Below are 22,435 nucleotides of genomic sequence, written 5' to 3'. Positions count from 1 at the left end.
GAGTATATTAATAAAAAATAAATAAAACTAAGAAAGTCAGGTACTTAAAAAAAAATACGATTTCAGGAGTTTATGGTTTAGACTAAAGGTATGAAACCTATAAATTTGATTTTATTCTTTATTCTCTTTTTTTCGATTCCAAATGGTTATGGAAAAGAGAATAAAACCATCTGTGAAAAAGAACCGAACAAGACAAGATATGGCCAAAAGCTTATTCTAAATAGTCAGTGTGCTATGAACCTAGCAGGTTGGGAATGTAAAGATGGTTTTATTCAAAGAAGAGATAAGTGTTTAAAATTACAAATTCCTAAAAATGCGGTTTTAAACGAAGATAATCACACATGGAGTTGTTTGAGTGGATACCGTAAATATCGCAATGTTTGCAAAAAAATTAAATTGCCTAAAAACGCCCATCTAACAGAAGATGGGCATGATTGGATATGTTCAGAAGGTTATACTCGCAGCAAACATCATTGCATTAAAAATTAAATATTAAGATCCTTTTAATAATGATCTACAGACTCGGCAGCTTCTTGTGTTTCAGCAAGTTTGTTCCATGCACTTAAGAAGTCACCTGATAAACCTTTAAGGTTCACTTTTTCTCTTTCTTCTTTTGGAAGGTTTAGAATGTCATAGAACGAATATTCTTTGTAAGACCACATGTCTCCTAAGTGTTTCTCAGCAATTTTTCTTTCGTAGTATTCAATTTCTTTTTCTTTGAGGAGTCGGATTTTCATGATTTCATTTTTTTCTTTAACGAGTGCATCATGAACTTGTTTCAGTTTTTCCTGTTCTACAAAAAGATCAGCTAAGACAGGTGAGAGCTTTTTGGAAAGTTCATCAATTTCTTCACTTGCTTCCTGTTTAGCCGTGAGATAATTCTGGTAGTGAATATTGTTAAAGGTAAGATTTGACTCATCAATTTCAGCAGATGGCTCAAGATCTTTGATTTCAATTTCGCGGCCTTCTTTCTCTGCCCTTTCAAAGTTTTTTAATATGTCATTAAAAGCAGCGAGAAGTTGGTCGTTTTTTCGAATTTTGACTTCTATTTCAGCGGCATTTACTTTAAGCTCTTGTTCAATAAATACATCAGGGTTTTGTTGGAGAAGTTTCTCTTTTTCTGCATTAATCCTTGCAGTCACTGATTTAAGTTCTTTTTCAGTTGTTTCCAAGGTTTCCTGAATTATTGCGTATTGTTCTTCCGCAGAGTTTCCAGATTCTTCTTTGGTCAGTTCGTTCGAATCTTTTTCATTTTTTGCTTTTTTAAGTAGTGCAAGCCACTCTCTTGCCTCATCACCTTCAGGGCCTTCAGGTATCCACACTCTGTTAACTTTAAGCCTACTTATATCGATTTCTTTTTGTATATCTTGTTTTCTTTCTTTTAGTTCCAAGATTTGCTTCTCTTTTGTCACGAGTTCTTGGTATTTTTGACTAAGGAGTTCAACTTCGTGAAAGTATTTTTTTTGCAGATTTTCATTAGAGGAGTGAAGGTCGACTCTAATATTTTGGATTTCAATCACAAAATGCTTTAAAAGACTTCTTTCATCTTTATCGAGAAATGGCATAATTTGCTTTTCTTTGATTTTAGCAGTGTCGAATTTTACAAATGTCTCAGCTTGAGGATCCCATTTGATGAATGTATCGATAAGAATATTATTTGCATCAAAACCAATATGTTCAGAAAGTGTTTGAGAAAGACCTTCTTTTTTCTTTTCCATTTTTGTAGAAATTTTCTTCAAGAGGGATTCGAGCTTTGAAATAATTTCCATTTCGAGAGTGAATAAATGTTCCTTAATAGAATGTCCACTAATGTTGGCCATTTCAGAAAGGGAATCGATTCCAAATTTTTTCAAAATATCATTGATTTTTGTTTCTATTGAACGTTTGTTTGGCAGAGTTGCATTGATTTCTTTAATTTTCTTATCAATAATTTCCTGTGCATGTTTGTCTTTTTCAATTTGTTTTTTTACTTTTTCAAGAAGAGTATCATTGATATCATTTGAGCCACTAGGGTATACAGGTCCTCTAACTGTTAATTTATATCTTTTTACAAATTCTCTAAAACTATGATCCATCATCCAAAGCGCCACCACTTTGTCTAGAGCACCCTTTTGATTTTCAGCTACATTTGTTTCATGGAGATTTATGCCAAGTCGCTTTTCAAAAAACTTAGTCATTTGCATAAAAGTTTCAACAGGCGCTGATTTGAATATTTTTATTCTCATTCTTTTTGCTGCATCAGCTATGAGAATATCTTGATTTTGTTCTATAACGTAAGCAATGCTTAATTGATCTCTTTCATAGATATGATCAACAATTTCGTTAATAAGTTGCTTATTTTTATTATCAACAATTTCACCTTTTTCTTTTCTTGCTTTGATTTCTTGGCCCAAAAGATTTTTTGTAATAAAAGATTTAATGATATTCTCATGTTGGTCAACAGTTGCATGCTTAGATTTATACCAAGTGAGGAATAGATTTTCATCAAAATGTAAATTCGCTCTTGAGAGTAGCTTCTCATCCGGAACGTTTATGCTTCCTGTTTCATTTTGGGCAAAGTCAATTAGTTTCTGACGGTTATAATCTCTTACAAATTGAATATTATATTCATTTTCTTCATACTTATTTTGTACGTATGCGGAAATAATATCAGGATCAGTTTCAGGGGATCCATTAATGAGAGGAAGACCATCTTCATTTTTTTCTAAATTTGAAAGAATAAATGTCTTAATAGACTCTTCAATTCGGTTGGGATGAATAGAATTGTACCAAGTTTCATAAAGGATATCTTGCTGAGCAAACTTCTCTTTGAATTCTTCTTTTTCTCGGGCGGGATGGTCTAGTCGAATTCCATTGTTTTTCGCTTCAGAGATAAGTTTTTTTGTCTCATTTAACATTTTTGCATCTAGCAAAGTGAGTCCAGAAAAGAATCTTTTAATGATAGACTTTTGATCCACATTTACTCGTTTTTCATTTCTATAAGTTTCTTTTTGCGATTCAATAAACTTTAATGCACCATCATACATTTTCTCATATGTTTGAAGTTGTCTTTCAATTTTGCTGGCAATTTGTTCATAGGTAATACCTATTTTAGATTTGTGATCAAGTACCATATGGCCAATTTCAGATTTTATTCCAACATAGGAGACTTTTCCCTTGTAAAAATTCACAAAATATTTCCTATCTGAATTTTTAAAATCTACCAGTATTGTTCTTGTATGATTTAAATCTTCTGGAGTAAGACCAGCATCAGTGATTCTTTTTAATCTAGCTTTTTCATGTGTTCCAAAGTTTAAAAAAGGTCTAAGATCATTTTCAGAAAGACCACTTCTAGCTAATTTGCTCTTTCTACTAATTTCATCAAGTTGTACTTGCTCAATGATGACTTGAATTTCTGGAGGAAGCTGTCTTTCTTCAAATTTAAACATTGATGAGGAATCGAGAGTTTCACGAAGACCTTTATATTCGATGACATCAAGATTCTCTAGAGAGTACGTATTTTTAATATAATCTTCTCGTTTTCCTTCCCCTTGGATTAAAAAGTCTTTAGCTCCCATGACAAGCATCGCAGGGGGATATTCTCTTCCTTTATGATCAGGAATCGCTCCATTCATGAGGACCATATCAGTAAGAATTTGTATTGCCTGCAGATATGTTGTTTTATTATTTAAGGTCATCGCACCAAAAAGAGTTTCATACTCGGTGAGTTGTTTGTTCATTTTTTGAACACGTAGTTTCTCCGGAGTAAGCGCCTTCAAGGTTTCTTCGTCGTTGGCCCAAATTGAAATATACTCCTTAACTTTTTCTACCGGAGACGCATTTTGATTAAGTTCAGCAGGAGGAGACAGTGAAATAATAAAGTCAAGTCGACTTTTAAATTGTGGTGAGTTTTGATATCTCATGAGCATTAGTGACCACCAAGCACCATAACTATGTCCAGTTGATCCTCTTAAAACTGGTTTGGCAGCAGGATTAGCATTTAGTCGGTCTTTATTAATCCTATCGATTGCTGGATCAATATATTTTTCTAAAAAAAGATCTACAAATAGCATTGCAGCACCTGGATGTTTTTTGAAAAAAGTCTCTGAATGAGCATTAGAAGTCATCCCTGCAAATTGAATTCCATCTTTTTCAAATTGCATTGATGTATTATAACCAACATGCGGGCCAGTAGATACTGTTCCGGCCCCACTCCAGTAGAAGGAAAATGCATTAATCCCCTTTTTGATAAAAGTATTTTTGAGGCCATCGTTATCCATTATCGAAGAGAGCATTGAGCCAACAACAACAGAAAATTTTTCACCTTTGCTTTCAATGACTAAATCAAATAGGATATATTCTCCCATTGTTCTACTTTTAACCGCGGCCTTTGCACCATCTATGAGAGTATGGTCAATGGCGTACATCCCTTCAGGGAAAAGATCTTTTATAAATTGAGGAACTTCTTCTAATGGAGTACTTGTTTTGTTTGCCAGTATGCTTTGATCTTCCTTATAAGTTCTATATTTTGGACGGGCGGAACCATCTTTTTCAATTTTAGCAACCGCCAAATCTGCATATTCATCTGCAATCCAAGGAATTTCATCAGTTTTTAAAGGTGAATCTTGACGACCTTGAATTTTAGTCATTTTTTCCTGACAAATTTTTAACTTTTCTAAAGCAAGTTTAGAAAAATGATATTGATGGTTGCCGGTGGTGTTAGCAAAAACATTTAAGCTAATAAAAAGATATAGAGAAGTTATTAAATAGAATTTATTTTCTTTTAACATATTTTTTCCACCTTGTACGCAACGGTCCAGAACAGACGGTCATATATAATAAAGAAAATTACATTTGTCTCTTAAAAATCTTACATCAATAAAAATAATATTGAACTTATAAATGAGGTCTGAAAATTCCAACGTGGAGCTTGTCTTGGAGAAGCTTACATCTAAGAATGAATTTCTTTTTTTCAAGGTCAAAGCTCAATAGCTTTCCTTTGATAACATAAACTTCAACTTTACCTGATTTCCCTGGACGGATTTTTGAAAAACGGAAACTCATTTCTTCAATTTCAGCAATTAGTCTTTTCCCAAGCTCAGGTGAAAAATTGGTTTTTTCTACCCTGGAAATCATCTCTTTTGCGAGATTACTAACCATTTCAAATAAATAAATTCTCTTATGTTGAATGGCCTCTTTTTTATCGAACTCTTCTTTTGCTTCTATATTTGTTTTCATATGTTTGTAGTACAGTCTATTGATTGCATAAACAAAAAAAGAGTAACATGTCTCAGCAGTCCATAGAAAAGGTGATTCAATTGCTTTGAGAAAATCATCATCACTTAGGTTTGACCAAGATTTTTCTAATAAATATGATTCGCTCCATTGGGTAGGCGAATTAAATAATCCTTTAAAATGCGAAATGATTCCGTCACTTTCTGTAGTGTTCATAAGTCCTCTTTTAATTGTCAAAGGTTTCAGAACATAGCTTAAGTGTGAATTCAGATCTAGAATTTTGAAGAGATAAGGAAATATTATATGATGCGTATAAATAAATTATTTTTACAGACAGATTCTGAAAAGTTTATTGTACTTATCCAATATTAATTCAGAATCAAAGTTAGGAAACTTAACATGTAAAATGCTAAGAATTTTTAAGATACCTTTTCTCTGTTCTTGTGTGAGTCCCATTTCAACTTTTCCTCTCAGATCAGGTTGTTGTTTCACCCACAGCATAGATTCTGCAATGATAGGCCCAGAATAGACATTATTTTTGAAGTTTGTCATATAATCAGAGCAATTAGTTTTAGTACTTGGCAGAGCAAGTTTCATGAATAAAACGTTAAGAAATATTATAAAAGACACCTTAATCATAACTTGTCCTCAACACACTTAGTATCTTCTGGTATAGGATACATTTGGACTCAAGGCAAAGATAAATGAGAGTATTTAAAAACATTATAGTGTTTTATGTGATTTTCCTATCGATGACATATGTTTATGCCGAGGATATGCTTCCTTTTGAACTAAGGCTCAGAATCCGAATGGAGACTGCCCTCATTGAGGCCAGTGAGTCAGCAGAGTTATTTTATGTCGATGAGAATGAATTTCTAGAGGATTTAAGGAGCAATAGTTTAAATAGCAAAACGAAGAGTTACTACAACAAAATTAGAGAAATTCAGCTTCATTATTATATGGATATGTTGAAAAAATTCGTCTCTAAAAAAAAGTATGACAAAATTAAGGGCAGTCTAAAAAAAACATTTGAAGAAATCACAAAGTGGGAGCGCAACAAGTTTATACTAGAAAAATATTATCAGATGTCTCTTTCAAAAGAGTTTTACAGGAAACAAATTGATTACGGGTCTCATCTCATCCGTAAACATGGAACTTCGATGAGTGTTGCACATGTTTCTTCGTCGGTCATACAAGCTATTGTTTGTGGATGGTTACTAATGAACAATATGCCCATTCTCTCAGCAATATTTTATTGGGCCTCAGGAACAATCCCAACATTTGGTTATTACTATTTTTTTGAATCTCTATATTATAAGTTTCATGCCTGGAAGGCCTTTGATAATAAAAACAAGATGAGGCAATTTTTCCAAACCCGAAAAACCGTACATGAGAAGCTAAAGTTTTCATTGAGATCAGATGATCTATTATTTATTTTTGATGATGAAAGTCGAAAAATTGTACTTTCTGTGCATGAAGAGGGAATAATCAATAAAGCAAAAAAATTTCTTGGACTCTTTAAAAAACAAGCAGAACTACACGAACTCATAGCTTTTGCTAAGAAAAATAATCTCATTAATCAGAATATTGAAAATATATTGAGTGAAAATAAATTTGATGAACAAATTAAAAAAGGATTAATCATTTTTGAAATCCTAAAACATGAACATGCTAATGGGCATTTTTTATTGGCCAGTGAATTTTCAGATAATTTTGTAGTAATAAAGAATTTTAAAGATGCTCAGTTTCTAGTCGAATGGGCCACCAAAGTATTGCAAGATTCTAAAAATTTGGATGATGTGTTGCAATTGTTTTTAATGTTACCAGATCAAACCAATCCCATAGAACTTGCTCATGTCTTAAATAAGGTGATTGTTCCAGAATTCGTGCATCGACCTGATCTATTTAACTATGTTCATTATCAAAGACTCAAATTTAATACCAAACTGCTGGCCTTGAAACTCTACAATACTAAATCCTTTAGAATGGATGAAAATGTAAAGGAGATTTTGAAGCACTACCTCATTAAAAATTTCACAAAATATAAAAAAATTGATTTCTCTAATGAAAATGTGGAATGTGTGAATACTCTAGAAGAAATACTTCAGTTTGTATCAAAATAAAAATACTTATCAATTAGATACAGTAAATGAAGTATATGTTTTTTTTGTGTGTAAACACCATGACCGGCCAATGTTTTTAACATATTGGGAATTTTGGAATTGTCTTCAAAGTCGACTAATAAATTCAGACCCTCTGGATGAATACGTTTTTTTTCTTTCAGTGCTTCCATTAAGTAAGCAAGATCATAACTGGCACCAAGGTGAGGAATGAATGAAGCATTTTTCTTTCTCAACTCTTCAATCTGTATATAAGCATCACTTCCAGCAATACCCATTTGTTGTACATAATCTCCATCTCTAGAATAAATCAACCCACTCCAATCTCCTCCATAATTTGTGTTTCCCCTATGATTGATAATATGCAAAAGACGTACATTTTTAACTTTTTTAAATTCATACCGAACGGGAGTACCAAGAGTCACTAAATCGATTTGAATTAACTTAAGAATTTTAATCGCCTGATTAAACTTTTTTAAATCAAAATTCTCAAAATTTTCTTTCAGCAATTCCACTGGAAAAGAATTTGCCAGAAATTGTGTGATGAGCGCAAAAAGTTGTCCTGCATGACTATGCCCCAAAAGGAGGATCCTTTGCCCATAGAGTTTTTCTTTTTTGATTAAATTCTCAATATCAAAAAAAAGATCGATGGCCGCTTCGACACGTGCATAGTGATGATTACTAGAAGACCAGTAAAAATTGCTAATGGAAAACTGCTTACCTAGATCACTATAGAGAATTTTTCGATATTCATCAGTAAAATTACCTATATCATCAAACCACTTTTCAGATTGCTTTAGACCAAAACTTTGCAGTTTACTCCCAATTTGTTCAATAAAAGGATTATCAAATCTCTCAAGGTATTTTACAAAATCAAAGGGATCACTCCCTACAAAAGTTCCGTGTATTAAGTAAATATGGGCAACTTTAAAATGTAACATATTGTTTATAATCTTAGTCTTATCAACTTGTTCAATATTTCTAAGTCTTAAAATTTTAAAGTTTAGTCCATCTGGATCATAGAGAGGTAGAGTTCTCGGAGACGTAAAACGATTAACAATAGTATAGTAATATGCTTTGATATTGAGCCAGAAAATTCTTACTAACCAAAGTCCAATTAAGAAGCAAATAAATATAATGATAAATATTGTATACATGGAAACATTCTAACAGATTTCATTAGTGTTGGTAAGATTGTGTTAGTTATTTCACCTGGCCATACAGCATCCCATTATCAGATACTGACGACAAGTACAGAATGTTCACAAGGATGAGGGCAATATGCATTTGATCAGAAAAGCACTAATTTTATTTCAATTAAATCTCATTTCTTTTACACTCCAAGCGAACTATGATCTTGAAAAGGCCCATGAAAAAGATCTTCCTTTTGATCAAGTGAATTTGGATCTTATAGACGAAGTTGAGTTTGATTTAAATGGAGGAATGTCTATCATGGGGCTTTTTGTAGATGGGGAACATTTATTTAGATTTACTCCAGTCCTTTCAGAATATAGTCACGGGCCTATTGTAGGGCCAGTCAATAAAACCTATAATCCTTTTCGCCCCTTTAGGTATTGGCGCTTTGTGACTTATTATAATTTATATTCAAAAGAAGAACGTGTTGTTGATTTGCCCAGAATTGCAGAAGAATGTTTAGACTCAGATCGCTTTGCAAGTTATCAGCATACATATAGGGTAGAAGCTTCAGTTGAAACTTCACTTAATATTGCAGATCTAGGAATTAGGGCCCGTCTTACTTTATCAAATACACTCTCAATAACCAGAAACCTTAAGGGGCAAAGTGGAGAAAGTGCTATCCACACTCCCTATATAAAATCGAAAGTACTTATAGGGCGAACTTTTATTCAGGCCGTTGATAAAAAAACAAACACAGTGAAGTTATATTCTATTGGCAAAGATTCTGATTCAATTAAGGTAGACTATCAAGATCCAATTCTTTATGTTAAAAGAGATGAGGTTCAATCTTGTCATTAAGGATGTCTTTTGAAGTTAGAATTTTTTTTTGATTTTCTCTCTCCCTATTCGTACCTTGCTTTCAATAGATTAAAGCAGTTTAATCTTTCATGTATTCTTACTCCCATACCTATGGGAAGGATCATCCATCACTATGAGACTAAAGGTCCCGCCGAAATCAGGCCTAAGGCAGATTATTTACTCAAAGATTGCCTCAGAAAATCCTATGAGCGTAATATAGAATTTAACTTACCATATAAATTGCCAATGAATACACTTCCACTTTTGAGGTATGTTATTGCTGCTCAAGGCCAGCTTCAATCGATGATTGTAGATCATTTATTTCACTCCGTATGGAGAGATCGAATTAATATAGAGGATGAGGAAATTCTTAGAGATTACTTATTAAGGGTAATAGGAGAGCGTGATATTGATGAAATGATGGAAAATTCAACATCTGCAGATGTGAGAAAACTGATTAAATTAAATACTCAAAGAGCTTTGGGGTTTGGGGTATTTGGAGTACCGACAATCGTTGCAGAAGATAAAGAACTCTTTTGGGGAGATGACTCACTTGAGTACTTAAGAAGATATCTTAGAGGTGAAGATCATTTCAACGAAAAAGTTTATAAGAGATATCTAGAGATCACTTCTCGTTAATTAGTTTTGATTTGTTTGGTAAGAAAAGTGAGATGTAAATATTCTGGGTTTGACATCAGTTTCATAAGAAATTTTCGATACTCTTTGAGAGGGTATACTGCATATACTTTAGACTCATAAAAACCATGATAGAGAAAAAATTCATAACGTTCTTCAATAAAATCAATACTTAGAACTTCTGAGAAGAATTCAGGACTTCTTTCGTAAATTTCTTTAAAAATATCATCTAAAGTTTTTTGTAAATGAAGCATTTCTTGTATTTCAGCTTTTTGATCGAGGTGATTTACGAAAAAATAATCCCGATCAAGATAAAGTCCAAAGAGTTCAATGAGCAAAATCTTTGCATGAGGGAAATTTTCAAAAATTTCTCTATATACATCTATAAAGGCCACTGCTAGCTTCAAAGTTGCGATAGTAGAGTTTCGGTCATTTTTTAAAGAATCAATAATAAAAGTAAATTCAACTTCACTGAGTTCTTTTATTTCAAGTAGAGCATTTTTTATTTGAGAATAACTATAATCTTTTAATTGAATTTCTTGGATGAATTTATGAACTTTTGCAAACTTTAAAACATAATTTAATTTGGAAGTTTGGTTATCTTTATTTCCAAAAACATTTATAAGTAGGGTTATAAACTCCCTAGAATTGTAAATGTTTTCAAGTGACAGATATTCCAGATAAGAAATAGGTTTGGACATGGCCAATAAATTAATTTTAAATTCCAGTTCATTGAATTGAGAGTAGTAATCTAAAAAATTTTTATACAAGTTTCCAAGTAGTGTATCGATTTCATGTTCACTTTTATATTTCTTATATATTTCTAAACTCTTTTTGAGGATTTCGAGAGAGTAGTGATCGAGATCAATATTTGATCTGTATTTAAAATCTACAAATGAGAAATAATTTGGTAAAAGAAAATCATCAAGAAAGGCGATAATTTGAGATGACTTATGCAGTTTTATGGCCCTGCTTAAGTCTTGAATTAACTTTTCTCTAAAGGATTTCACTTCTATTGAATTTGCTGGAAAATACGAAAAAAATCCCTCACATTCCATAATATTTTTTCTAGGGGCAACTGAAAATAATTTGAAAGAGATTAAAAAAAATACCCAAAATGAAATAGATTTCATTGTCCATCCAATTAAGCTTTATTGATTTAAAGGGCGGAGATACACTAAAAAATTCGTGAGTTCAATTGAAAAACTATATCTAGTTTGTAAAAAATTAACTTATCTTTTGTGATTGCTTAATCATCTCAATGATTTTGTCCATGTCAAATGGCTTTTCAACCAAACCCAATGCACCATTTTCGAGGGCCTGTTTTTCAGAATATTTACTGAATCCAGTGACGAGTAACACTACTGGAACCTCTTTGTATTTCTTTCTTATTTCTACAGTCAGCTCCATTCCATCAAGTTCTGGCATTTTAATATCACTGAGGACAAAATCGACATGATTATTTTCAAGGACCTCAAGTGCCTCTTTGCCATTGCATGCAGAAAGGACATTGAACCCCTCAAGTTCTAAATGCATAATAACTGTCTCTTTAAGTTGTTCTTCATCATCCACGACTAAAATTGTAATATTGCTGTACTGGTTCATTATTTTCTCTTTTTTTAAATCCTCTAAGTTAATAGTAACACATTTTATTTACATTTTTTAAACTTAATTTTTTCAAGTTTTTAATGATTTTTGTCAGCTTGATAAAACTTAAAGTTTTACTTAATCTTTTTAAAAATAATTCGAAAAGGTTGTATGGACTTAACCTGTATAAATGATGTTGTTATTTATGTGACACTAACGGCCGATTACAAAATAATCATGGCCAATGATCTATTTTGTCAGTTTATAGGAAGACCTGTAAATGAAGGTGAAAGTATATTAGACTTAAGTGCTGCCTACCAGTTAAGTGGATTTGTCAATGATCTTGAACTAGATGATATCTTTAGAAACGTCAATAGAAACCCTGATAAATTCTACCAATTTGATTGGTTATGGATAACAAAAAGATCTACAGATACATTTGGTCGGGTAAAGGTAAAAAAACAAAATGATGAATATGTTTGGATCATCCAAGATTTGAATGACATCGTTAAGGACTATAATATATTAAAAGACCAGTATTATATAGTAAATCAGTCACTTGAATCATTTCATCAGCTTTTCTATATCACAGATACAAAAAATTGCTTAATCAAAGCAAATAAGTTTTTTTTGAAAATGTTTGATATAGATGAAGCTGACGTTGGCGGAAAAACAATGGACGAATTGATGCTTAAACATTGTGATGAAATTATTAAGACATCAAACTTTACAATTCGTTTAGATACGTTTGAAAAAAATGATAAGAAATATTGGTTTAAAAATTTTTGCTATAATATCCTAAATCAAGATGGCGTTCCATATGCTTATTCAAATATTTCCATAGACATTACGAAAGAAAAAAATCTACAAGAAGAAGTTGATGTTGCAAAAGCACAGAATATTGCAAAAAGTAGATTAGCAATGTTAGGGGAAATGGCCGGCGGAATTGCTCATGAAATCAATAATCCACTGGCCATTATTGCAACAAAAACGTCCATGATCGAAAAATTTTACGATAAAAAAATGTTCGATGATAAAAGAATTCTAGAATCTACAAAAAGTATAAAAGATATAACAAACAGAATATCAGTCATCATTAAAGCACTGAGAAAAATTTCAAGAGACGGATCCGACGATGATTTTGAAGAGTTTCAAATCGAAAATGTTATTGACGACGTTCTTCATATATGCTTAGAAAAAATCAAAAAACATGAAATAGAATTAGATATTGATTTAGATGCCGCAAAAAATATCCCTCTCTATGGTCAAATTGTTCAAATGTCACAAGTTTTTATAAATCTCATTTCTAATGCCATCGATGCCATCGATGGGCCAGGAAAAATTGAATTGAATACAAAATTAAAAGATGACTTTCTCATCATTACATTCAAAGATAGTGGAAAAGGTATCCCGAAAGAAATTCAAGAAAAAATTTTTCAGCCCTTTTTTACAACTAAGGATGTAGGAAAAGGAACAGGCCTTGGACTATCTCTCTCAAAATCAATCATTGAAGCACATAAAGGAAGTCTTAATCTAGACTTAAATGATTCGAAATCTACATTCGTTATAACGCTTCCAGTCTATAAAAAAGAATAGAGTTAATCTTAATGCTTTCAAATATTAGGATAACTCCTCCTTGATTTTTTGGAATGTCTGAATATATCTAAACTTTTACAACTAAGTCTTCATTAAAGACCTTCTTAGGGTTATTCAGCGAGGGTGTAATCACTTTTTAGACTTGAAGCTCTGTATAACTGTGTCTAAGATCCTCTAAATCCATAACAAGCTCTTCTTCACTTCCAATATCTTTCAACTTTTTCTCTATATTTTGAATAACTTCTATGAATCTATGATTTTGAAATCGAAAATTTTGAATTTCTGTTAAAACTTTGGGGACAAGTTTTGGATCAATTTGTCTGATATCTTTGAAAATTTTTAGTGCTTTTCTAGTTGATTTTTCACTAAGCTCAAATTGGTGAGTTTGAGAATTCATTTCAACTGATAGTAGATTATCTTTCAAAGCTATTTTTTCGTTATTAACAACAATTCCAGAATTGTCTCTTTTTAACATCGCGAGTTCACATTTCTTTAAATCAGTTGTGAAGCCTGGACCTGAAAAAAAACATGACAATTGGCTAGGTTTGAGAGTTAATTTAATCATGCATTTCCATGTTGTTTCATTCTCTGAAATTATTTTTGTTTTCTTACGATTTTATTTAATTCTTTTTCCTCTTTATATGTGGTTGGGTCGTTTGCGCAATTCTTCCTGATCATTATTTCAATTTCTTCATTTTCTTTTTGTGCTGAGTTGCAATTTTTCGATTCGACTTGTTGAAATAGCTGCTTATGCTTAGATCTCTAACGTTCTAAATTTAATAAATGTTCACCAGAAGTATACTTTTAGTGCCTTCTAATTTCTTCTTTTAGCCAGCTGTTATATTGTAAGTGCCATATCTTTGAAATTTGAAGATATTTCTTTAACGATTGTACAAGCAGTCAAAACGATTCGTTGCTATTTTTGTAACCGATCAATAATGAGATAGATTAACATCCGGCGCATAATCCGCTCAAAGATAAGATTTTCGATTTCTTTACTACTGAAAGAAAATTCTTCAGAATGTGTTTTATCATAACCTTTCTTGTTTTGAAGGTGGTCATAATTAAAACCAAATTGCGATCGCCGCCCCAAAGGTAAGAAACACGGTAGAATATGCTGCGGTATCACGACAAGCATTCATGGGAGCTGATAATAACATTTTTATTTGTCATTGAATTGACTATTTTTTCTCAATTTTCGCATATATGGATTTTCATCTTTAGAATCGATTTTAGTATGTTCAGATGTTCGTAAACATTAAATCTATACCTTTTGTCATTTGATCAATTCTCTTCTAATTGATATTTACCATTTTCTATTTTTTGAGGAGAATGTGAAGTGAATTTTCAATAATTCTTCTTTGAATTGCTTTTACTAATATTGGTCGATCCCTTTTCTTTCACGGTTTTGATGTTCTCCGAATTGACTTTCATTTTCATTAAAGAAGTCAACGACCGTTTTATCTCGAAGAGATAAATTGAGTTCTTTTGAATGGTTTTGATGGAAACGAGAAGAAATTATCCCAAGGATCTGCCTATCAATAAATGTTTATTCAAATTTATATTGTTGTTATTTGATTTATTAACAGAGTAATTTTTGAAACAAATCAAACGTATCAAATATACTTTGAATTTCCTTTACCTCATCTTTGAGTGAAGGCAACTGCATTTTTAAGGTTATCGTAAATGATACCTGCAATTTTTCCAATTTCTTCTTAAACCATCTGCCATTACTTAAATTTTAAATTGGGATCAATCCTACATCAGTAAGTGAAATATCACCTGGTGCTGTTGGTAAGTAATAATAGGCATTAGTCTTAGAAATACTTGAGAAAGTCAGTATAATTTATCTTCAATTCTTTAGACAATTTTAACCCAAGATCTTTAAAGTTTGTTTAATAAGTAAATCTAAAAGATTGTAAAATGACAGAATCAACTGATTCATTTAATAATTGTTCTGGCAAACAGGAAAGTTAACTTCCGATTCAAATTTTGCAATTTTGTTGATTATTTTCAAACCTAGAGTCAACTAGTTCTTCGTTTTGTACATCATCTAATAAACTAAATTCTTCTTTCAGTAATTGTTCCATGGGTATCAACCCCTTGAAATATTGTTTCTATTAATACTCCAAAAAGCTATAGTGTATTTAACTTTTGATTGAATGTTTTTTTCAACCATTTGAATGATTTTGGCACCATCTCCAACTTCTATACTTGGATCTGCAAACCATCAAAAAAAAACAAATACACTTTTCCCTTAAGAAATCTTATCATATTCAAAATATCTTAATTGAGACATAAAGACTGTTTTCAATTGCCTCTAAATTCAAGCTTTTTTTTCCAGAAGAATATTTTATCTATCACTGGAGTAGACATATGAAGAAATACATAATCACTCTGATTTAAAAAGATTTGAAAAGTTTGAAAGTTCACCATTTCGTTCTAAAAGCAACAGAAAGATTTGCTGAGGTGCATTAAAAACTGACTCCTTTTGAAAAATCTTCATTTCCTATATAAATACCAAGTTTGAGTTACGTAGGACTCCCTCATCGAATGCATACCGTCGACGAATGAAAAGACGATCAATTTTATCACTATGCTGAATTTCCCTGAAAATGAAATGATTTTGGACGTTTTTTCGGATCAATACCTGCATTTTCTGAAGTGTAATAGACAAATGGGTAAATGTATTATCACTGCCTACCATTGCATCGGAATTTGTGAGTCTGTGATAAAGTTTGTCTTTATCAACGTCATTATTCCCCATGACAAATATCTTGAGACCCCAGCTCCATCGAATCTTGGTGATCCTCCAGTTCCTTGATAACGAGATCTTCCTCTTGCTCGTAAAATCTTATTTTGCCTAGCTTTAATCTCATATCATTTCCAATCAACACTTCAAACTCAGATGAGGACTAAGATGATCCTTATTGTTTCTTGAAACGATTGACTTATAGCATTAACTTTGTATCCTTTTCGACAAAATTTTCTTTACAGTCAGCCTGGCAGTTTTGCTGCAATTACAGGTGTAGATACTTTGAAAAACAATACAAAAGAATGAAATACTTCATTAAAATCTCCAAAAAAAAATAAAACCCAAAACCTGTTTAAGGGTCAAAATGACTTCACCTAATTCTTAAAAGTTAATATTTTTAAAGAATATCTATTAATCACAAATAACTTACTGAGTCAATTCAGATTCTTAGATATGTTCTTATTTACATGAATGTAAAAAATCAATTCAAACTGGCACTGAATAAAGTTTTGATAACATTATTTCTCCCTATTCTAGGTAAATATCGTATTCACATAGACCTTGTGATAGGAAGTCCTGTGTCGGGTCTCAAGTCTTATTTTGTGTTATTTGCGTGTAAGAACCTTATGAAAAAGTTTAAAAAACATGTCTATAGTAAATCAATTCTTGTTTTATTGTATATATTTTCTGTGATGCTAGCTTCTTCATTTTTCTACTATTCTCCAACTCTTTTAAAATAAGTTAAAAACCAATACAATAAATATATAATGGAACAACATTTAAGCATGATTAAAAATATATCATCACATCCTGATGTGGAAGTAGTAACCTATTTCTATAATGATTCAAATATTATTCATGGAAGTATCTCGCAGAATGAAGAAGTAATGATGTCAAAGAGAAACGGAGGTCGTTTCTCGATATTAGGTAGTATTGGTAGCAAGCTCTTAAACGGTATTATAACTGCAAAGCGTGATCGTTATTATTATGGATATGGATTTTTTAACTCAAAAGATTTAGACAGTTATTTCAAATTTTTCGTCAAAATCGGGTAGGACCCCAACTATGTTGTCATTTGGAATTAGTTCTTTTTTTTTACATAGATTAAAAAATAACATCGAGAGTTATGAGATGAATAATAATTGTTTGCCAACAAGATTTGTTTTATGCATACTAATTTTCCTAAAGGCCGAGGAGATAAGTATGATAAAGGGTTTCTTTATTTTGTTAATGTTCAGTTTTGTCCACCTGTTTGCTGCGTCACTAAGTAAAGAAGATCAAATTTTGGCCATTAAGGAACAGATAAGAGAACTAGAAACACATTACGGAATGATTGAATTCAAAAAGAAACATTTTGAAATCACATATGAGAAAATTCTTTCTAAATATATCAAAATCATTAATGAAAGTAATCTCGATAAAGAGGGACTTAGAACTCTACAAGTCCAGCTGGCCGGAGAATTTCAAGACGGACATTTCAATGTAGCTAAAAAGAGGGGAAACTATTACACTTTTGGAATTGTGGGAGCAGAAGTTGAAGGCCGGTTATTTGTAGCTGGATTTAACAAAGTTTATAACGCAAAAAATTCAGGACTACCCGTCGAAGTTGGTGATGAAATTATCTCTCTAAATGGTATTTCTATTCAAGAACTCGCTAAAAAAAACCTTCCCTACGCTAGATCTCTTGGTGGTACTTACTCCTCACAAAACTCAAGAGCACTAAGTTTCACTATAAATCGTCCTGAGAGATTTTTGCCAAATACCACCAAAAATGGTGAAACTGTTGAAGTTGCATTTAAAAAAATTTATTTTAATGGTACAGAAAAAATATATACAGGTGTTTACCAGTGGGTAGATCTAAATGAACTCTATAATGAACAGAACTTCTATACACGATTTTTACCAGGTAGAAAAAAAGTCATTGAAAAAGGACCTTACATTTATGGTGCCGGAGGAAATACTGAAACGCAGTTTTCTGAAGGACTTAATCATTTAGGACTTCCAACAGGTTCAATTATTGACCTTAAAGACCTCATCAATGTGAGTATCGAAGAACAAATTAAAGATACGATTCAATCAAATAGCGAAATTGGACGAATCGAGGCCATTAGAAAACTTGGATTAATGCCTATTAATCGCTTAGGTGCCTATATGGTGAAATACAAAAATAAAACAATCGGTGTTCTAAGAATTCCTGATTACTCACCTGGATGGGAAAATATAAAATATGAAATCAACTGGATAAACAAAGTTATTCAATATTTTAATCTGCACTCAGATATTTGGATTTTTGACCATAATGATAATGGAGGTGGAGCTCTTCATTATGCAGAACATTTCTTTCGCTTCTTTGCTAGTGAAACAGGCTTCAAGGGTGTGAAAGAAAATATGAAACTTAGCGATACTTTCTTCAATATGGTTGAAGGCGCTTTTGCCCAAAAAGATCTCAATGTAGAAAATATCGGCAATAATTCAGATCAAGATGTATACAACTCTATCAAGCAAAATTTTGCCGAGGCATTCTTAAATAAACAGTTTATTGAAAAATTAAAAGCAAAATTTGAAAAAGGAGAGGAATTCTCAGGTTTTTTTCCTGTCTTCTCAACTGTTGCAGACTTTAGGCAAGATGCCTCAGGTACAATCTATAACGGCAGTGCTGTGGTTAACCAAAGGCCAGTATTAACTCTAAACGATCACCATGCAGGTAGTTTAGGAGATATGGTTCCTTGGATTTTACAACTCAATGGCAAAACTGAAATTTTAGGAACCAATTCCTCTGGACTTGGAGGGCCAGTGTACAGAAGCAACGATAACTTACCAGCTTCAGAAAATTTTATGAGATGTACGTATGCCTATTGCGAGGCCCATAATGGATTGCCTGTGGAAAATGTAGGCGCAGTTGTAGATTACCACAGACCCGTTTATTTAATGGATCTTAAAACCAATTTTAAATACTATACAAAAGATGTTTTAGAAGTAGCTATTTTAAAACTAGAAAATAAATCTAAATCAGAAATCCAAAGTTTTTTACGTTCATCACAACTTGAAAGAGATCGTCAAAGAACAACAAAGGAAACTTCCGAGTTCATGGATTTTAACAATGAATTCTACTCGGAACTTGGAAATATTCCTGTAGATGATTTCTCTGCAATTACAGCACATTATAGAAAAAATCAGAAAAAGTTTTTAAAAATGTTGGAGCTTGTTCCAGATTCAATGAAAAAGTATGTCTACATTCCTGTTCCAATGGCCCTAAATGTGGATCTGATACTATCAACCTTACATCGTTCAGATAGTATTGTGGATAGACTTGAGTACATGTTAACAATGGATAAATACAAAGAATTGAGGCCAATGATCAGGGCCGTTCTACCTTATCACCGAGTTTCAACTCAAACCTACTCTACAAATAATTGTCAAACATATCTAATGATCCACTCTAAAACGGAATGAATTTTTTATAATTAAAGAAGAAACCCAAAGTATAGAGATGATTAAATATTGTTAAATTAAGTTTCTTAATATAAAGATCCCTCTTTTCAAAAATGGAGAAAAAGTGAAACTGTCCGTACTTATTATAATTTGTTTTATGTTAATCAATAACTCATATAGTTATATTTCTGGTGACGATTGGGCCTATTTGGAAGAAACATTTCAAGGTGTTATTAATATAACAGAGGTTAGAGATTGGAGCGACTATAATAAAGATGAAAGATGTGCAATAGCTACAATTGTCTACTACAACGCCATTGAATATGTGACCGATTTAATTGAAAAAAATGGAGCACAACATTTTCATGAATCCCACATATCTGGCCCCTATAGAGATATGAATCGCCTGTGCGCCAAAAGAGTGCGTTGCGGAGATCGTTGTATTGAAGAACAAATCCTAGACGGTACATTTGACCTTTGATGGAAAATTCTTTTAATAGATAAATTTTTTGTTATCAGGCCGGATTATTTGAATCAATAAAAAGACATTCCACTTTAAAACGTCCCTCTACCTCTTTCATAATGGCCTGAATACCAAATTTTTCCGTAGCATTGTGGCCACCAGCGTACATATGTATTTCACTCTCTTTTGCCTCATGCCAGTCATGCTCACTCATTTCACCAGTGATGAAGGCATCAAGACTTTCTCTATGAGCTTGTGTCCAACCAGAGTTTGCACCCCCCGTAATAATTCCCACAGTATGGACTTTTGCCAAATCATCAAATGTAGAGAGTAAAACTTGATGATTTAAAATTTTCTCAAGCTTGTCTTTAAGCTCAGTAACTTCATAACCTTTTACATAAATACCTTTCACTCCCGTTGGGGAACCTTTGTAATCTCCAAAAGGTGTAAGTTCAGTCAGTTCTAATTTATGTGCCAATATTGCAGCATTTCCATGAGTCGGATGTGCATCAAGTGGAAGATGATGTCCAAATAAACTAATCTCATTCTTAATCAGAGGAAGTATTCTTTTTGCAAATGGGCCGGTAATTGTTCTTACTCCATGAAAACTCCAAAAAAGTCCGTGATGAACAACCATCGCGTCAGCTCCAAAATCTATCGCCTTTTCGATACTTTCCCTTGTTGCAGAAACGGCAAAGGCCACTTTTTGAACGTTCTCTTTCCCCTCAATTTGCAAACCATTAGGGCAATAATCCTTAAATTCCCAAGGTCTTAAAACTTGATTTAAAAATGCGTCCAATTCAAAGCGTGTAATTGAAGTCATGTCCACTGTCTCCGCTGTGAGAGAGTTCTCCAGTTTTTTTAAGCTCACCCTCAAGCCTTCTAACAGTATTCCTAAGCTCATCATGATAAGGCGCCAAGGCCAGCGCCTTTTGAAATTCTTCTAATGCCTTTAAGTATTCTTTTTTGGCCAGATAAGCTCTACCTGAATTGATATAAGGATACTCTCTATTTTGATATTGTACAGATTTTTTTGCCAAATTGAACCATTTGAAACTTTCATCTATCTGACCATCATTTAATAAATAAGTTCCTAGATCATTATAGGGAGGGCCATAATCCGGTTCTAATTGAATGGCCTTCAGACAATAACTCTTGGCCACTTCAAAATGACCTAAAAGTGAGTTGGCCCAACCAACAAGAGTGAGTGCCTCAGCTGTTTGTTTAATAGATAAAGCTTTAGAAAATTTATCTAAGGCCTGCTTGTGATTTTGAAGATAAATTGCATGATGGCCAGAAGAGAGATAGTCATTATATTTTTTATCTCTTTGCCAATCCAGAGATGAAATCTTTGCTTCTCCAAAATTAATAATCTGCTCAACTTTATTTCGGTCAAGTTGAAATTGCGGAAGAACTTCCATTTCTTCTTCATCTTCACTAATCCGTCCATAATCAACATCAACAACTGCAAGTCTTGGGTATTGAACTTCTATTTCAGATCCCTCAAAACAAATCTGGTGAAACAAATACGCATAGTCATAGGTAAAATTGATATAATCTACGACCATATCCAAAACTTGAAAACTGTTAAAATTCATAACAATAAGACCTTCTATCAAGTTGTTGGCCGCGTTTAAGAATTGAATTGCATTTTTGGTTGAGATTTTAGAATTTGGCAAACCACTAAAAGTGAGTGTTCTTTGCAGCACTTGCTCTTCTAGAAATTCATGAAGATCATTAACATAGTTTTGCGTTAGGTCTATCGTCCTAGGAAGGTGTCCCAAATCTGTAGTTTCCGTCAATGCATGAAATATCCTATCTAAATAAGATGTACTACAGTGTAATTCGCCTTTAAGTAAGTTTTTGATATTTTTATCCATAATCCGTGGAATAGTTATCATCCATTTTTTATGCTACGTTCCCAATCAGGATTACGCAAGCGGTTTCACTTCTTTTTTCTAACTTCTTCTTACCTTCCGTTTTATGCCGAAAGCAAAATGATTATCGCTCCAATTAAAATGAGCTGTATCGCCTTAAAGGCAATCATCTGGAAACTTAACGACCTTAATACTGTTTGTTTGCTATAAAATTTCATATCCATCTCCCTTGGAATAACACAAAACGAATATCTTCAAGTTTGATGCCAAGTTTTTGGTTTAAATTTACTTTAAAAACACGTAAAATCCCCAAACAAGTGTCAAATTGCCTCTCGAGCAGGCAAAATTGGGGAATAAATGGCCCACGAATATAAAGTATTAATCAAAGAATTTCATTTGGATTTTTTAGGACATGTCAATAATGCCCGCTATTTCGACCTTTTTGAAGAAGCAAGATGGGATCTCATCCAACATAACGATTGGGGAGTGGAGAGAATTAAAAAAGAAAAAAAGAGTCCAGTCGTTTTAGATGCTGAAATTATTTTCAAAAAAGAAATTCTTCTTCGTGAAGAAATAAATATTGTCACAACATGGCTTGGCATGAAAAATCGACTTGTCTTTGAACTCGAACAAATTATGTATAAACCCAATGGTGATTTGGCCTGTAAGTCCATTTTTAGAGTTGGTTTTATGGATCTTAACGAAAGAAAATTAATTGTACCGGCAGATGATTTCTTGGCCGCCGTTCAATAGGAATAAA

The 22,435-nt window shown here is 32.5% G+C and carries 18 protein-coding genes; 9 read left to right on the top strand and 9 right to left on the bottom strand.

Annotation, left to right across the window (positions count from 1 at the left end; translation table 11 throughout):
* The first annotated feature begins 90 nt into the window (after window positions 1–90).
* Window positions 91–489, top strand: coding sequence for a hypothetical protein (locus H6622_05505; protein MCB9060956.1), 399 nt, complete (start codon window positions 91–93; stop codon window positions 487–489).
* Between the two features lie 14 nt (window positions 490–503).
* Here H6622_05505 and H6622_05500 read toward each other — a convergent pair whose 3' ends face one another.
* The 3 genes from H6622_05500 to H6622_05490 all read right to left on the bottom strand — a co-directional run bounded on the left by H6622_05500 (window position 504) and on the right by H6622_05490 (window position 5,853).
* Window positions 504–4,769, bottom strand: a complete 4,266-nt coding sequence (locus H6622_05500; GenBank protein MCB9060955.1) for a hypothetical protein — start codon at window positions 4,767–4,769, stop codon at window positions 504–506.
* 106 nt (window positions 4,770–4,875) lie between these two features.
* Window positions 4,876–5,430: a hypothetical protein gene (locus H6622_05495; GenBank protein MCB9060954.1), complete on the bottom strand. Its 555-nt coding sequence runs from the start codon at window positions 5,428–5,430 to the stop codon at window positions 4,876–4,878.
* Between the two features lie 111 nt (window positions 5,431–5,541).
* Window positions 5,542–5,853: a hypothetical protein gene (locus tag H6622_05490; protein ID MCB9060953.1), complete on the bottom strand. Its 312-nt coding sequence runs from the start codon at window positions 5,851–5,853 to the stop codon at window positions 5,542–5,544.
* 65 nt (window positions 5,854–5,918) lie between these two features.
* Between H6622_05490 and H6622_05485 the strand changes: the two genes are divergently transcribed.
* Window positions 5,919–7,337: a hypothetical protein gene (locus H6622_05485; GenBank protein ID MCB9060952.1), complete on the top strand. Its 1,419-nt coding sequence runs from the start codon at window positions 5,919–5,921 to the stop codon at window positions 7,335–7,337.
* Here the strand turns inward: H6622_05485 and H6622_05480 are convergent.
* Window positions 7,319–8,491, bottom strand: coding sequence for a hypothetical protein (locus H6622_05480; GenBank protein ID MCB9060951.1), 1,173 nt, complete (start codon window positions 8,489–8,491; stop codon window positions 7,319–7,321). The two genes, H6622_05485 and H6622_05480, sit on opposite strands and share 19 nt — an antisense overlap.
* Before the next feature lie 124 nt (window positions 8,492–8,615).
* Here H6622_05480 and H6622_05475 point away from each other — a divergent pair, with 124 nt between their 5' ends.
* Entirely contained in the window at window positions 8,616–9,329 is a 714-nt protein-coding gene (locus tag H6622_05475; protein ID MCB9060950.1) for a hypothetical protein, read from the top strand.
* A gap of 9 nt (window positions 9,330–9,338) precedes the next feature.
* Window positions 9,339–9,968, top strand: coding sequence for a 2-hydroxychromene-2-carboxylate isomerase (locus H6622_05470; protein ID MCB9060949.1), 630 nt, complete (start codon window positions 9,339–9,341; stop codon window positions 9,966–9,968).
* On the opposite strand, the gene H6622_05465 is transcribed toward H6622_05470, so the two are convergent.
* Window positions 9,965–11,098 (bottom strand): hypothetical protein, encoded by a 1,134-nt coding sequence (locus tag H6622_05465; protein MCB9060948.1) that lies wholly within the window; start codon window positions 11,096–11,098, stop codon window positions 9,965–9,967. The two genes, H6622_05470 and H6622_05465, sit on opposite strands and share 4 nt — an antisense overlap.
* Before the next feature lie 94 nt (window positions 11,099–11,192).
* Window positions 11,193–11,570, bottom strand: a complete 378-nt coding sequence (locus H6622_05460; GenBank protein MCB9060947.1) for a response regulator — start codon at window positions 11,568–11,570, stop codon at window positions 11,193–11,195.
* Window positions 11,571–11,723: 153 nt separating this feature from the next.
* On the opposite strand from H6622_05460, the gene H6622_05455 reads away from it, so the two are divergent.
* Window positions 11,724–13,148, top strand: coding sequence for a PAS domain-containing protein (locus tag H6622_05455; protein ID MCB9060946.1), 1,425 nt, complete (start codon window positions 11,724–11,726; stop codon window positions 13,146–13,148).
* Between the two features lie 136 nt (window positions 13,149–13,284).
* Here H6622_05455 and H6622_05450 read toward each other — a convergent pair whose 3' ends face one another.
* Window positions 13,285–13,713, bottom strand: a complete 429-nt coding sequence (locus H6622_05450; GenBank protein MCB9060945.1) for a hypothetical protein — start codon at window positions 13,711–13,713, stop codon at window positions 13,285–13,287.
* Window positions 13,714–16,718: 3,005 nt separating this feature from the next.
* Here H6622_05450 and H6622_05445 point away from each other — a divergent pair.
* From H6622_05445 to H6622_05435, 3 genes are all read left to right on the top strand, one after another.
* Entirely contained in the window at window positions 16,719–16,958 is a 240-nt protein-coding gene (locus H6622_05445; GenBank protein ID MCB9060944.1) for a hypothetical protein, read from the top strand.
* 148 nt (window positions 16,959–17,106) lie between these two features.
* Window positions 17,107–19,356, top strand: coding sequence for a hypothetical protein (locus tag H6622_05440; protein MCB9060943.1), 2,250 nt, complete (start codon window positions 17,107–17,109; stop codon window positions 19,354–19,356).
* 103 nt (window positions 19,357–19,459) lie between these two features.
* Complete coding sequence (locus tag H6622_05435) at window positions 19,460–19,816, top strand: hypothetical protein (protein MCB9060942.1); 357 nt, start codon at window positions 19,460–19,462, stop codon at window positions 19,814–19,816.
* 34 nt (window positions 19,817–19,850) lie between these two features.
* Here H6622_05435 and H6622_05430 read toward each other — a convergent pair whose 3' ends face one another.
* Both H6622_05430 and H6622_05425 read right to left on the bottom strand, forming a co-directional pair.
* Window positions 19,851–20,621, bottom strand: a complete 771-nt coding sequence (locus H6622_05430) for a Nif3-like dinuclear metal center hexameric protein (protein MCB9060941.1) — start codon at window positions 20,619–20,621, stop codon at window positions 19,851–19,853.
* The gene (locus tag H6622_05425) at window positions 20,599–21,699 is read right to left on the bottom strand and encodes a tetratricopeptide repeat protein (GenBank protein MCB9060940.1); all 1,101 of its coding nucleotides are present in this window, start codon (window positions 21,697–21,699) and stop codon (window positions 20,599–20,601) included. The genes H6622_05430 and H6622_05425 overlap by 23 nt, the downstream gene beginning before the upstream one ends.
* Window positions 21,700–22,032: 333 nt before the next feature.
* On the opposite strand from H6622_05425, the gene H6622_05420 reads away from it, so the two are divergent.
* Window positions 22,033–22,428, top strand: a complete 396-nt coding sequence (locus H6622_05420; protein MCB9060939.1) for an acyl-CoA thioesterase — start codon at window positions 22,033–22,035, stop codon at window positions 22,426–22,428.
* Window positions 22,429–22,435 lie beyond the last annotated feature (7 nt).

This window comes from Halobacteriovoraceae bacterium (assembly GCA_020635115.1).
In the GTDB taxonomy this organism is placed as follows: domain Bacteria; phylum Bdellovibrionota; class Bacteriovoracia; order Bacteriovoracales; family Bacteriovoracaceae; genus JACKAK01.
Note: the sequence above shows the minus strand (reverse complement) of the source record. Positions and strands in the feature narration are given on the sequence as shown.